Here is a 13,825-nt window from a genome sequence, read left to right on the forward strand (position 1 = left end):
GTCTTGGCAATAAAGTCATACTGGCTGTTTTCCTATTTAAAGTGGCATGAGACTATACTATTGAGATATGTGACTTTTAATTGAGAGAATCGTAAATTAAAAGTTCAAAAAATTAGGAACTTAGAAATCTATAAATTATAAGGTTAAAAGGCACTATGACTCCAATTCCATCACACCATGATATTACCGCTTTCCATGCTCATCTTTATTATACAGATGAAGCGGGCGTTGAATTGGCGAAGAAAATAGCGCAGGCTGCGTCTGAATTATTTGATATTCGTATCGGTCATTTTCATCTTAAGCCCGTTGGTCCACACCCAGTTTGGAGTTGCCAATTGTCATTTTCGGCTGAAACCTATGGCGCGATTGTTCCTTGGTTGATGTTGAACCGAGGGGCGATTGATGTGTTTGTTCATCCTGTAACGGGCAATGATTACCTTGATCACACTCAAGCCGTGAGCTGGTTAGGAAAGTCCTATACTCTAGATACATCGATATTTACGCCTTATTACTAATTAATGCCTCCAGTAATGGTGTTAAAAAGTGCCATTCGATTTAGGTTTTTTTGTCTTTTTTATATTTAATGATTAAACATCCCTTTAAAAATCGTCGAACGTACCAAACTTCTTTGTTATACGGTAGTTATTGAGTTTATGGGACGTTATCATAGACTGACAAATTATCGTTTGGGTTCGTGTTGTGGCGGTGTATCGCTTATTTTTTGAAATGTAAGTTTGCTTGTATCAAGCGCTCGTTCCCTTATTTATTATTTATTATTTGTTTATTAGGAGAATACAATGCAAATTACAGAAAACGCCGTTGTCAGCATGCACTACACTTTGAAAGACGAGCAAGGTCAAGAATTAGATTCTTCTATTGGTCAAGAGCCTTTAGTATTTTTAAGTGGCGCGCAAAACATTATTGATGGATTGGACAAGTCTCTTCAAGGTAAAGCGGCTGGTGATAAGCTTGAAGTATCTGTTGCCCCAGAGGACGGCTACGGTGCGATTCATGAAGAGCTTATTCAGAAAGTACCCACTGAAAACTTTCAAGGCGTAGATGATATCCAAATCGGCATGCAATTCATGGCACAAACACCAGACGGTCAACAACCTGTTACGGTTATTGGTGTAGAAGAAGATGGTGTTATGTTGGATGGTAATCATCCATTAGCAGGTAAAACGTTGAACTTTAATGTTGAAATCATTGATGTTCGTGAAGCATCTGCAGAAGAACTAGAACATGGTCATGTACATGGTGAAGGCGGTCATCAGCACTAAAAAACGTAATACGTTTTTTTAAAAGAATTAAGTTAATAGAAGCAGAGGCTGGAAACAGTCGCTGCTTTTTTTTGTCTTTTAAGTAAAGAATCAGAAAGGACAGGGAGCCACAAACGCGACCCAAGCTTTAGTAAAGGGATGACGAAACTCCAACCGATAAGCGTGAAGCAGCAGTCGTGGTTCGTTGGTGTATTGGTCGTCATAGAATTCATCACCTATGATACCGTGACCAAGGCTTTGCATGTGCACGCGAAGCTGATGAGACCGGCCAGTGTAAGGCGTTAGTCGAACACGTGTTGTGTTGCCTTCATAGGCGATGGGTTCCCATAAAGTAATCGAATCCTTGCTCCATTCGTCGGTACAAACTATCTGTCTTGGACGGTTAGGCCAATCACATCGTAATGGCTTTCTTACTTCGCCTTTTTCCCCTAAAAGATGACCGCGCAATAGCGCGCGGTATTCTTTCTGTACTTCTCGTTCACGAAAATACGCATTCATGCGTTTTTGGCATTCATGGGTTTTCGCCACAAGAATGAGCCCTGAAGTGGCTTCGTCTAATCGATGAATGGTAAAGGCTTCACCAAATTTCTGCTCGGCTCTGTGTAAAATAGAGTCGAGTTTATCTGCGCCTCTTCCAGGCACAGACAAACAATTAGCAGGTTTATTGATGACGGCGAACCATTCATCTTCGTAGAGAATATCTAACAACTAAGTTTATTCAGGTTTAGTTGTTAAAATGATGCGAATCGCATCGAGACGAATTTGATGTTCATCAATTCGAACCAAACCTTCCTGCATGTTGTTTTCCAACAATTCAATGTCTTCATCACGAATAGCATTGTTGAACGACTTCAATTCAACCAAACGATCGATTTCATTTTGACAGCGGTGTTGATAAGACGTTTTCGCTGTATGAACAATCGGACGTGCTTGGTCTTGGGCATTTAGCTGATGAGCTTGCAATACTTCAATGAGGTTCTTGCGCAATGCAGCGACCCATTGCTCTGCGACTCGGTTCGGCACGCCTTTGAGTTTTTCAGCCCATTTGTCTGCGGTAAATTGCTGATGAAGGAATTTACCATTGGAATCTGACAGCTGCCACATTGGCGTCATAGGTAATGATTGAGCCAGTTTCAAACGTGGATGAGCTGTCGCTTCGATAACAAACATACTTTCGACCAATACCGTGCCTTCTGGAAGGGCGGCAATCGGCAAAATCGCGGAGGTTAATTTACCAGAATCGAAGCCTTGGACTTCGTCCATTAGCATGGTGATAAGCGGGTGTTCCCACGTTGCAAAGGCGACGTTTTCACGTTGGCTTGCTTGGCGACGATCCAGCATTAACATTTTGCCTTCTTCTTCAATACCCGGTAAGGCTTCTAGCATCATGTCGGTAGAAGGGCGCAAGAACCACGCGGCTTTTTCTGGTGTGTCGTCCATGCAGTCTGCATAAATATTGAAGGCGTGAGTTACTTGTTCAATATAGTGATGTAAACCTTTTGTCGCTTGATGATTGATTTGTTCTATCAAGTCTCGCGCTTGTTCTGGACGGCAAGAGCTCATCTCAAGTAATCGATTGCGACCTTGTTCCATTTTCTTCAATAGCGCTTCGTGGTAGATACGTGCTTCGTTAAGCAAATCGGTATCGTCGTCTTGACCGTGAAGGTAAGCATGTAAGCTATCGCCGAACGCTTCTTCCACTTTATCGCCAGAACCCGTTGTGCGGCAGAAAGCATTCAGTGCGTGGTGATACCAATGGAATAAACGTTCTTGAACACTTTCTTTGATGAAAGGTACGTGAATTTGTACGTCATTCAATTGCCCTAGGCGATCCAAGCGTCCAATACGTTGTTCCAATAAATCTGGATGTTCAGGTAAATCGTACATAACGATATGATGGCTGAATTGGAAGTTTCGACCTTCACTGCCAATCTCAGAACAAACAAGAATTTGTGCACCGTCGTCATCGGCAAAATACGCTGCGGCTCTGTCACGGTGAATCAAAGGCATTTGTTCGTGGAAGTCAGCGCTTTGGAAGCCAGCAAAAGTTAACTGATCATTCAGCCATTGCGCCATGTCGGCGGTATGACAAATAACCAAGACTTTGTCAGCTTGGCATTCGAGGAATTCTTTTAACCAAATCCAGCGCGGATCTTTTTCCCATAAGCCATCATCAACGTCGGTTTCTGGCTGAACATGGTGGCTTGCGGAAGCAAAAAACTCATTGTTTTCCAATGGGTAAGAATGCAAGTAACGATCTGGGAAACCACCCACGGCAGCACGTGTATTACGGAACATTTCACGGCCTGTACCGTGACGGTCAATCAACCAGCTAATGGCTTCTTGTGCGGCTTGTGAGCGGTCTTTGTTCTTCTTATCTGTTAGTGAAATAAACCAATCTTTTGATTTTACTTCATCTAAGTACTGAGCAAATACTTCTTGCCAATTGAGTGGCTCAGACGTGTCGCCCTCTTGTGAAAACGGTAACAAAGCTTCCGCCAATTCAGCGGCTTGTTTGAATTCTTGCTGTTGAGCCAAGTAATGATCGAAATCGTGATAATGATCAGCATCTAAAAGCTGCAAGCGAGAGAAATGCTCTCGTTCGCCGGTTTGTTCTGGCGTTGCACTCAATAATAAAAGCGACTCAGTTTTTGCTGCTAAGCGTTCTACCACCTGATAGCCAATACTTGGTGTTTCAGGGTGCCACGCAAGGTGATGGGCTTCATCAACAATGACCATATCCCATTCGGCATCTATCATGTGCTGAGTGGCTTTTGGATGCTGACTCGCCCAATCAATGGGGGCAATAACAAAAGGTTGTTGCTCAAATGGGTTGTCGTCGCCATCCATGAAGTCTTCATACACGGATTCATTGATCAGTGAAAAAGGCTGATGAAAACGGCGCAGCATTTCAACAAGCCATTGGTGTTGTAAGTTAGTTGGCGTCAAGATAAGAACGCGCTTACACAAGCCGTTTAATAGGCGTTGATGCAATATCAAACCCGCTTCTAGGGTTTTACCCATACCCACTTCGTCACATAAAAGCGCACGTGCTTTAGGACGATTGGCAATTTCATGAGCAAGATAAATTTGGTGAGGTAAAAGCTCAGCCTTTAAGCCCATTAAACCGCGAACTTGAGACGCGGCATTTTCAGCTTGATGCTCTAATGTGTGACGACGAAGATCAAACCACATACGGCGAGCAGGAGACAAGGCTAATAGCGAATCCAGTTCGTTTTTGTCGTTACGAGGAAATTGAATCAAGGATTCTTCTAACCAGTCTTCGTCATCACTAATGCGATATTCGATAAGGTCATCTACATCTTCTACTTCTAAAATAGTAAATGTTTCACCTTGATAATGAAGTTGGTCGCCGACGGTTAATGTTCGTCGTACAAGACTGGTTTGGTCGTGTGAATATAAACGATCGGTTTCTGCATCAGGGAAGTGCAAGGTAAAAGATTTGCTTTGTTTGTCTACTATCATGCCAACGCCGAGATCAGGCTCGTTGCGGCTACTCCATCTTTGTCCAGTTTGATACATGATTATGCTTTGTCCGATTCAATTAAAGTTAAGCTACCTTGGCACAAATCCGTCAATATGACTTTTTGTTCGGGCCAAGTACGTTCAATGACAGCAAGATCAATCATGATGCTGTCACTGTATGTTTTGTTGGTAATTTCTATGTCGCTTTGCTCTAGCCAATATTCAACCTTTCCCAATAAAGGATAGGTTATTTTTAGCTGAACGGGGCTGCGTGGGTAAACACTTTCGTAAATAGTTTGTGAAAGGGCTTCCTGTACTGCTTGACTATAGGCTCTTACTAAGCCGCCAGCCCCAAGTTTTATACCGCCGAAGAAACGTGTCACCACAACCGTTGTTTCTCCAAAATCCGAATGCTGTAATACGTTTAACATGGGTTTTCCTGCCGTACCTTTCGGTTCGCCATCGTCACTTTGATCCCATAAATGCGCATTATTTGGGACACCGGCAACAAACGCCCAGCAATGATGGTTTGCATCAGGATAACGTTGCTTCATTTCATCAATGAAGGCTTTTGCCGCAACACGACCTTTGGTTCGGCTTACTGTCGTAAGGAACTGGCTATTTTTGATTTCTAGATCAAAGCGTTGAGTGTGTGTTGGGCTTAGGTAGTAATCCATGTAAACTTGCTTAACGGTTGTTTTCTCTATAAAAAATAGCGAGTTTTAATTTATATGACAGATTGGCTTTCACAATCAGTTTGGGTGTTATCGGGCTTTTGTATCGGCACGATTCTTATTTCTGGCGTTGCTGCCGCTATTGTACAGGCTATGCGTCGTCAGTGGCAGCAGGCAGAGGAAAAAATGCGGCAACAAAATGAGGAATTACTGCGTCTTTTGGAGCGATCTAAAGATCAAATTCATTATTTGGAGAAAGAGTCCCTGACGTTAGAGCAGCAATTCGCCGCGGCTCAAAGTGTATGGCAGGAAAAAGAAGCCTTTTATCGTGAACAGAAAAAGCAAAATGAGACAGAATTTAAGCAACTAGCCCATGAAATCATGAGCCAACAAGGTCAGCAATTAGCGAAAGAAAACGAACGTCAGCTTGGCACCTTGTTAACCCCTTTGGGTTCACAGATTCAAAAGTTCCAAGAGAGTGTCGAAAAAAGCTATCAGGAAGAAGCCCGCGAGCGTTTTTCTCTGGTTAAAGAGATCAAAGGTTTGCAGCAGCTTAATCAAAAAATCAGTGATGATGCCACCAGTTTGACTCACGCTTTGAAAGGTCAAAATAAGTTACAAGGCGGTTGGGGCGAAGTGATTTTAGAACGAATTCTTGAGCGTTCTGGTTTGGAAAAAGGCCGAGAATATCAAGTTCAAACGTCTTATCAGACTGAAGAAGGTCGTCGCTTACAACCTGATGTGGTAATTCATCTTCCTGAAGGTAAGCAAATTATTGTGGATTCAAAAATGATCCTGATTAGCTATCTTTCTTATATGGAAGCGGAAACGGATGAAGACAGAAGTCGCGCATTAAAACTTCATTTAGATGCAATCCGCCGTCATATGAAGGATTTAAGTTCCAAGTCTTACCATGATTTACCCGGTATAACTTCATTGGATTTTGTCTTGCTGTTTATTCCTATTGAAGCGGCATTCGGTCTGGCGTTACAAGCGGATAATGGTTTATTTAGTGAAGCGTTTGAGCACAATATTATCATTGTTGGACCATCGAATTTATTGGCAACCTTGAGAACGATTCAAAATATTTGGCGTAATGAAAAGCAGAGTCAAAACGCCATTGAAATCGCTCGTCAAGCGGGTGCCATGTACGATAAGTTCTCTGGCTTTGTGCAAGACATGGATGACATTGGCAGTAAATTAGAAGCAGTAGGGCGCAGTCATGATTCTGCTTTGAAGAAGCTTACGGTAGGGCGCGGTAATCTTGTTTCACGGGCAGAAAAACTCAAGCTCATGGGGGCAAAAACCAGTAGAGCGTTGCCGGTTGAATATTTAAATAATGACGAGTCAGATTAACACAGAGTTCATTGATATAAATGAACGCAAGTTAAGAGCCGAGGTCCCACAATACCGTTGCAGTTTGAATGTAGTTGACTGTTTGTAAATCCAGCAAAATACCTGCAGTCAGTCGTTTCAAATCGGCACCTTCGGGCGCTTTTTCAGACAGAGCTATAATTTCTAAATTCAGATGGTTATTTAGATAATGCAGTCTGGTGTTTGGAATATCCACGTACGCGGCATGTTGACGCAACAAGAAACCTAAATCCGCAAGTATTTGATGACGTGCTGGCAATTTAAGTTGTGGTGGTTTCTCCGATGTCGGTTCATGAATAAAACTGTCTGTCTGAATTTTCTCATCTGTGTCTATATGTACCATCACATCTTCAACTTGAGGGTGTGCTTGTTTAATTGTATAAGCCACTAAATCCCCAAGATAATGACCTTCACTAACACTGGCGTGACTGGGTACATGAATGTGCATGTCTAGATAGATTTTTCCTGCCATGGATCTGGCTCTCATATCATGAGGCGCCATGACGTGTTTTAAACTGTTTGCCGTTTCTTTGATTCTCTCCATCAGTTTTGGGTCGGGTGCGGTATCGACTAATTCAGCAAGGTTTTCCCAAACCATGCTGACAGCCATTTTACTAATCAATAAAGCAACCACGATGGATGCGACCATGTCAGCCCAAGCATAACCAAAATACACACCGACCAACCCAATGAGTACCGCAATGGAAGACAAGGCATCACTTCGGCTGTGCCATGCATTGGCAATTAGCATTTTACTGCCAATCTGGTCACCCGCTTTTTTCGTGTAATGGAAAATGGCTTCTTTAACGATAATTGTCATTAGAAGAGCCGCTAAACCGTACCAAGTGAATTGAGCCTGTATGCCTTCTGTTTGCGCTTCAATGGATTCATAAGCAATGCCAAGGGCGACAATGATTAATACCATGCCTAAAAAGACGGTAGTGAGTGTTTCAAAACGAAGGTGGCCGTAAGGATGGTTTTCGTCAGGTCCTTGGCGAGAATTGGCTGAGGCGAAATACACAAATACATCTGTTACCAAATCGGATAGCGAGTGAATACCATCGGCCATAAGGGCTTGAGACTGAGAAAAATAACCGGCAAAAACTTTGGCTAGCCCTAAAATAGCGTCCCAAATAGCGCCCACAAGGGTGACGCGTTTTGCTATGTCTTGTTCTTGCTTAAGTTTTGACATTTATTCACTCAGAAATGATGCTTTGTTCTATCAGATTATTAGAACTGCAGTGTTTAAAATTAAGTATTTAAGAAAAAAAATAAGTTGCTTTTTGGTGTTTTGCCATCGTTGCTGGCTTAGAGAATGTTCTCCCCAAGCTTATCCACGACATCTGTGGAAAAGCTTGGGCAAAAAGTTGCTTAGTTGATTTCGAACCATAAACAGTAAGACGAAAAGAACTCTCTCATAGTCAATGACATTAATGAAAAATTGGCGTCCATGTCTGACAATCCACCACCTTGCGATTCATTGAAAGCGGCTTCTTTCAGAGCGTCATCAAATTTGATTTTACGTAGTGTTAAATCATCATGGAGTACAAAGCTCAATTTATCCGTCCAACGAAGTGCAAGGTTTTTCACCGCCATACCTTGCTCTAGGTGACGTGTAACGTCTTCTGATAAAGGCTCTAGTGCTTTAAAGCGAATGGTTGCTTTGTCTTCTGAAGAGTCTTGAATCTCACATTCATCACCAGTTTCTAGGCTAGCAGGGACTTCGTTTTTCACCAACCAATCAGTCATCAAAGACGACGGAGCAACTTGCGCCTGTAGAGGTGTCATAGGGAAGCTGCCTAGCGTGGTTTGTAGGTGCTTAAACAACAACTCTGTCATAGCAGTATTGGTGCTGTTAATAACTAAGATTTTTGCTTTTAGGTCAATGTATGCCCAGATATCTGTACGCTTTGAAAATGCTTTGGGACGAAGTGTAAAAACTAATTCATCTTTCATGTCGGCTTGTTCTTTACGGCCAACTTTACGTCCTTCGATGAGTTCAATTTCAGCCACTTTTGCTTCCAGTTCTTCACGAACTACGGCAGAAGGTAATACTTTTTCTTCTTTGCCTGCGCGGAAAAGCAAACAATGATCACTTGCTAGACTCCATTGTTCACTGTTACGAATAAGGGGTAACCAGCCGAAAGAAAATTCTTCCTGAGAGCCGCATTCCTTTAGTGGAAATTCAGGTATTTTATCGATCAATTCATTAGTATCGAGTGATTCTGTGTCTTTTAGCTGAAATATTTGGGCATTCTTGAACCACATAATTAGTCTCTCACGGCTTCTTTAAAGTGTTTACGGCAAACAGATAGGTAGCGATCATTGCCGCCAATTTCTACCTGCGCGCCTTCCTTAACGGGAATTCCTTGCTCATTAAGTCGAATGACCATAGTAGCTTTGCTACCACAATGACACACGGTTTTTAATTCTATTAATTTATCAGACCAAGCCAATAATGACTGGCTTCCTTCGAATAACTCACCTTTGAAATCAGTACGTATGCCAAAGGCTAAAACAGGAATGTGCAGTGTATCGACGACTTCAGATAAATCGTATACCTGTTCTTTGGTTAAAAACTGAGCTTCATCAATTAATATGCAATTCAATTTCTGAGAGTCAGTTTCTTCTTTTATTAGCTGTATGAGGTTTGTATTTTTATCGAATAGGCTCGCTTCTGCAGAAATACCAATCCGAGAAGAGATTTTCCCAGTCTCAAAACGATCATCAATTAACGCTGTTAGCAGTAAAACCCGCATTCCACGTTCTTTGTAATTATGGGCTGATTGCAGTAGAACCGTTGATTTTCCTGCGTTCATTGCTGAGTAATAAAAATACAGTTTGGCCATATGAGTCTGTTTATTTGCGTTGCTTTATAAATGAGCTGGGTAGTATATCAAATCAATATTAGAAGTGTTTTTTTTAATATTGCAGGGTTGCTGTGCATTATTAATATTATTTCTAAAAATAAGTGGTTCTATTTTTTAGGTTTCGTCGTTTTGGTTTTTGTTAGGTTGTTATTCACTGCAAGAGTGAGCCATTCTGAGCGCTTTATGCCTTGAGCTTCGCAAAGTTGATCGAGCTTAGTTATGGTTTCTTGATCGATAACCAATTCTAGACGTTTTAACCCCAATGTTTTTTCTTTTTCACGTTGAAGGCGTTTATTGACCTTTAGCTGATCTTTTCTCGTTAGTATTTTAGAACGAGGTCGGCCAGGGGATTTGCCAAATAAGTCGATTGTATTCCGGTCGGATGACGCTTTTGCCATGAGTCTATTTATTCGTGTCGGTAAAATGAAGGTTGCCTTTCTACTGAGTAGATAAGGCAAGTGTCATAAAACGAAAAGCCGTAAAAGACGGCTTTTCGTTTTATAGCAGCAATCTTTTACTGCTATTTTTTTAACTCTTTGGCGTTATTTTTTCGCAGTTGCCTTTGCTTGTTGTTGAGCTTGTTTTTCCGCCATCTGATTCGTTGCGATAAAGTCTAACAGTATTTCAGACGCTTCTTTCGCGTAGGTATCTTCTTCAACTGGCTCTATGTCGTCAACAGAAGTAAGTAATTCTAAATCAAGCGCTTTACGACGAGCATTTTCGCGTCCTAACTCTCTTACTTTAGAATCTTCTCTTTGCTTTATCCGAGTGCTTTCTTTCAAAGACAGTGTTTTATAAATTTCTACTTGCTCTTTGAATTCTTTAATTTGGTCGTTAATAGCAACAAAATTAGGATTCGCCGCCATTCTTGCTTCATGACGAGGCTCTAGAATTGGCAAGTAAGCAGGCATGTTCCAGTATACTGGATAACGTGTTTCATGAATTTTATCCCAAATCAAAGGGTTATCTAATGCGCTTTCACCAACTGTTTCTTTATCTATGATAGAAGGGAAGGCGATATCAGGCATAACGCCTTTATGTTGTGTGCTTTCACCAGAGATACGATAGAACTTAGCTTGAGTGGCTTTCAGTTGACCTTTATCTAACTCTTGAAGGACTTGCACTGTGCCTTTACCAAATGTCTGATCACCAAGGATAAGTGCGCGACCGTAATCTTGTAGGGCTCCGGCAACGATTTCTGATGCGGATGCACTCATGCGGTTAATTAATACGCCCATTGGGCCGCTGTAGGTGATGCTTGGGTCTGAATCACCTAATGGCGTTACTCGACCACTTTGATCTCGTATTTGTACTGTTGGGCCTGATGGAATGAATAATCCTGCCAGTGAATTTGCCTCTTGAAGTGAGCCGCCGCCGTTGTTTCTTAGATCAAGAATTAGGGCTACGATATTTTCTTCACTGAGTTCTTCAATCAGTTTTTTTGTATCGCGCGTTGAGCTTTTATAATCTTTATCGCCAGCTTGGATTGCTTCGAAATCAGAGTAAAAAGTGGGTAATGTGATCACACCTACTTTGTAAGTTTCACCATCACGCTCTATTTCGACAATTTCTTTTTTAGCAGATTGATCTTCCAGTTTTACTTTTTTACGAACGATGCTGATCTTCTTGCTGGTTTGCGTAGCACCTTTGCTTGGCGTGATTTCTAGAATAACGGTGGTATCTCGTTCACCACGAATCATATCGACAACATCATCAAGACGCATGCCGACGACATCAACCATAGGTTCGCCTTCTTGGCCAACGGCAATGATTCTGTCGTTTGGTGATAATTCGCTTTGTGTTGCTGCTGGGCCACCAGGGACTAGACGCACGACTTTCGTGTAGTCGTCATCCATTTGTAGTACAGCACCAATACCTTCTAATGACAGGCTCATATTGATATTGAATGTTTCAGACGCACGAGGAGCAAAGTAGCTTGTATGTGGATCTAATGCTGCGGTAATTGAATTGGCGAATGTTTGGAACACATCAATAGCGTTAGTTTGATCAACTTGTTTAAGCTGATTTTTATAGCGACGTTCGATGGTTGAGATGATTTTTTCTTCGTCTTCACCATTTAACTTAAGCACCAAAGCGTGATTTTTAATGCGCTTGCGCCAGTAATCATCTAATTGAGCTTCCGTGGTTGCCCATTTTTGTTCGTCAGGATCAGCGTTAAGTGTTTCGTCAATCTCATAATCAAACCCTTTGATCATCTCTGGAAGGTGATCTTGGATGTTGGATAAGCGTTTTTCAAAACGCTCTAAGTAAAGATTGTAAATAGTATAAGCAACTTGTGTGTCGCCGTTTCTTAAAGCGTCATCAAAGCTGTTTCTGTATTTAGACAGGTTTTCAATGTCATTTTGTAAGAAGAAGCTCTTTGTCGGGTCGAGGGCGTCAATATAATAGTCAAACGCTTGCGCAGAAATAGTGTCCCCGATATTTGGTCTGTTATAATGAATGCCTTCAAGCATCTCGACCAATTCTTTTGATACTTTGTCGTATTCATGAGGTGGTTGTAACTCCTGATAAGCAAACGCAGGTGTTACGGAAAATGTATAGCCGGTTAAGAGGCAAAGTAAAAGGCGTTTATAGTTCATCCAGTAGGGGTTCTCTCTGTCTATTTTATACGTCATTGGTAAAATCATATTAGACACTGGGCTGGAAGGCTAGCCAAAGTGTTAAAAAGTCACTTTTTTACAGCATTGTGCTTATAGGAAATTATGGAATATTCAAATTTTAATGACACGCTTTTGTCGTTTTTACAATCATCTCCTACTCCGTTTCATGCGACAGCCAGTATGCGCAGCGCTTTGGTAGCAAAGGGTTTCGTTGAATTATTGGAAGAAGATAATTGGGTTCTTGACGAAGGCGGAAAGTACTTTGTGACGCGAAATGAGTCGTCTTTAATCGCTTTCACCACTCCTCAGCTTGATATCAATCAAACTGGTTGGCGCATGATCGGTGCACATACTGACAGTCCATGTTTGAAATTGAAGCCTAATGCGCAAGTGGATCGCTTTGGCTATCACCAATTAGGTGTGGAAGTTTATGGTGGTGTTTTACTGCATACTTGGTTGGATAGAGATTTATCGATTGCTGGTCGTATTACATTAAAAACAACAGATGGAAACATTGTTAGTCGCTTGGTAGATTTCAAAGACCCTATTGCCGTTGTGCCTAATCTGGCAATTCATTTAAATCGAACCGCAAATGAAGGTTTTTCTGTAAACCCTCAAGAAGAAATTTTACCTATTTTATGCGGTGCAGAAAACGAATTTGATTTACATGAGTTATTAAAAGCTCAGCTTAAAGCGCAGTATGCTGATTTATCCATTGAAAAAATCTTAGATTTTGAATTGAGTTTGTACGACACTCAGCCTGCCGCATTGGTAGGTTTGCATAAAGAGTATATTTGTTCGGCTCGTTTGGATAATTTGCTTAGTTGTTTTGTTGGTTTGCAAGCACTTCTAAATCCAAAAGACGATCAAATAACTGCTCGCCCTAGTTTATTAGTCTGTACCGATCATGAAGAGATTGGCAGCCTGTCGGCATGTGGTGCAAACGGTCCATTTTTAGAAGATGTATTGCGCCGTATAACACCGAATCCAGAGCAATATGTACAAGCCATGCAGCGCTCTATGTTGGTGTCAGCTGACAATGCTCATGCTTTGCATCCGAATTACGCAGCGAAGCATGATAAGAACCATGCTCCAGCGATTAACAAGGGTGCGGTTATTAAAGTGAACGCCAATCAGCGTTATGCGACGAACAGTGAGACGGCGAGTATCTATCGTGATATTGCGGCAGAAGAAGGTTATGACGTGCAATGTTTTGTTGTGCGCAGTGATATGGCGTGCGGTAGTACGATTGGACCTATTACGTCTGGCGAAATCGGTGTTCCGACCATTGATATTGGTTTGCCAACGTTTGGAATGCACTCTATTCGAGAGTTAGCAGGCAGCCGTGATGCTTATGGTTTATATAAAGTCTTGGCGAGGTTTACTCAGCGTGAGACATTAATGACTCGTTAATTTTTTCTCTATAGAAGTATTACTTCTGAAGTATTAACGGAATTATCAGTAGAAATAAAAAGCCGTAAATAATGAAAAAATTCATTCTGTTTACGGCTTTTTTATAG

The 13,825-nt window shown here is 41.6% G+C and carries 12 protein-coding genes; 4 read left to right on the forward strand and 8 right to left on the reverse strand.

Features of this window, described 5'->3' with window-relative positions; all coding sequences use genetic code 11:
• Window positions 1-155 precede the first annotated feature (155 nt).
• Both MUS1_RS06215 and MUS1_RS06220 read left to right on the forward strand, forming a co-directional pair.
• A complete protein-coding gene (locus MUS1_RS06215) occupies window positions 156-515 on the forward strand; it encodes a DOPA 4,5-dioxygenase family protein (protein WP_036160264.1) in 360 nt (119 codons plus the stop codon).
• Between the two features lie 282 nt (window positions 516-797).
• Complete coding sequence (locus MUS1_RS06220; protein ID WP_036160265.1) at window positions 798-1,280, forward strand: FKBP-type peptidyl-prolyl cis-trans isomerase; 483 nt, start codon at window positions 798-800, stop codon at window positions 1,278-1,280.
• A gap of 90 nt (window positions 1,281-1,370) precedes the next feature.
• Here MUS1_RS06220 and MUS1_RS06225 read toward each other — a convergent pair whose 3' ends face one another.
• Genes MUS1_RS06225 through MUS1_RS06235 form a run of 3 tightly spaced genes read right to left on the reverse strand, consistent with a single transcriptional unit; the run spans window position 1,371 to window position 5,443 of the window.
• Complete coding sequence (locus tag MUS1_RS06225) at window positions 1,371-1,988, reverse strand: RluA family pseudouridine synthase (RefSeq protein WP_036160266.1); 618 nt, start codon at window positions 1,986-1,988, stop codon at window positions 1,371-1,373.
• Window positions 1,989-1,994: 6 nt separating this feature from the next.
• Entirely contained in the window at window positions 1,995-4,823 is a 2,829-nt protein-coding gene (rapA, locus tag MUS1_RS06230) for an RNA polymerase-associated protein RapA (protein WP_036160268.1), read from the reverse strand.
• A gap of 2 nt (window positions 4,824-4,825) precedes the next feature.
• A complete protein-coding gene (locus MUS1_RS06235) occupies window positions 4,826-5,443 on the reverse strand; it encodes a YigZ family protein (RefSeq protein WP_036160270.1) in 618 nt (205 codons plus the stop codon).
• 54 nt (window positions 5,444-5,497) lie between these two features.
• On the opposite strand from MUS1_RS06235, the gene MUS1_RS06240 reads away from it, so the two are divergent.
• Window positions 5,498-6,796: a DNA recombination protein RmuC gene (locus tag MUS1_RS06240; RefSeq protein WP_036160271.1), complete on the forward strand. Its 1,299-nt coding sequence runs from the start codon at window positions 5,498-5,500 to the stop codon at window positions 6,794-6,796.
• 31 nt (window positions 6,797-6,827) lie between these two features.
• On the opposite strand, the gene MUS1_RS06245 is transcribed toward MUS1_RS06240, so the two are convergent.
• The 5 genes from MUS1_RS06245 to MUS1_RS06265 all read right to left on the reverse strand — a co-directional run bounded on the left by MUS1_RS06245 (window position 6,828) and on the right by MUS1_RS06265 (window position 12,320).
• Window positions 6,828-8,006, reverse strand: coding sequence for a cation diffusion facilitator family transporter (locus MUS1_RS06245; RefSeq protein WP_036160273.1), 1,179 nt, complete (start codon window positions 8,004-8,006; stop codon window positions 6,828-6,830).
• Window positions 8,007-8,185: 179 nt separating this feature from the next.
• On the reverse strand, window positions 8,186-9,082 hold the full coding sequence (locus MUS1_RS06250; protein ID WP_036160274.1) for a recombination-associated protein RdgC: 897 nt from the start codon (window positions 9,080-9,082) through the stop codon (window positions 8,186-8,188).
• Between the two features lie 2 nt (window positions 9,083-9,084).
• Window positions 9,085-9,663 carry a thymidine kinase gene (locus MUS1_RS06255; RefSeq protein ID WP_036160275.1) on the reverse strand — a complete coding sequence of 193 codons (579 nt, stop codon included), beginning with the start codon at window positions 9,661-9,663 and terminating at the stop codon, window positions 9,085-9,087.
• 128 nt (window positions 9,664-9,791) lie between these two features.
• On the reverse strand, window positions 9,792-10,082 hold the full coding sequence (gene ybfE / locus MUS1_RS06260; RefSeq protein ID WP_036160276.1) for a LexA regulated protein: 291 nt from the start codon (window positions 10,080-10,082) through the stop codon (window positions 9,792-9,794).
• A gap of 144 nt (window positions 10,083-10,226) precedes the next feature.
• Entirely contained in the window at window positions 10,227-12,320 is a 2,094-nt protein-coding gene (locus MUS1_RS06265) for a carboxy terminal-processing peptidase (protein ID WP_245595764.1), read from the reverse strand.
• 87 nt (window positions 12,321-12,407) lie between these two features.
• Between MUS1_RS06265 and MUS1_RS06270 the strand changes: the two genes are divergently transcribed.
• Window positions 12,408-13,718, forward strand: a complete 1,311-nt coding sequence (locus MUS1_RS06270; protein WP_036160278.1) for a M18 family aminopeptidase — start codon at window positions 12,408-12,410, stop codon at window positions 13,716-13,718.
• Window positions 13,719-13,825: the final 107 nt, after the last annotated feature.

The sequence above is a fragment of the Marinomonas ushuaiensis DSM 15871 genome, from assembly GCF_000521805.1.
Classification (GTDB): Bacteria; Pseudomonadota; Gammaproteobacteria; order Pseudomonadales; family Marinomonadaceae; genus Marinomonas; species Marinomonas ushuaiensis.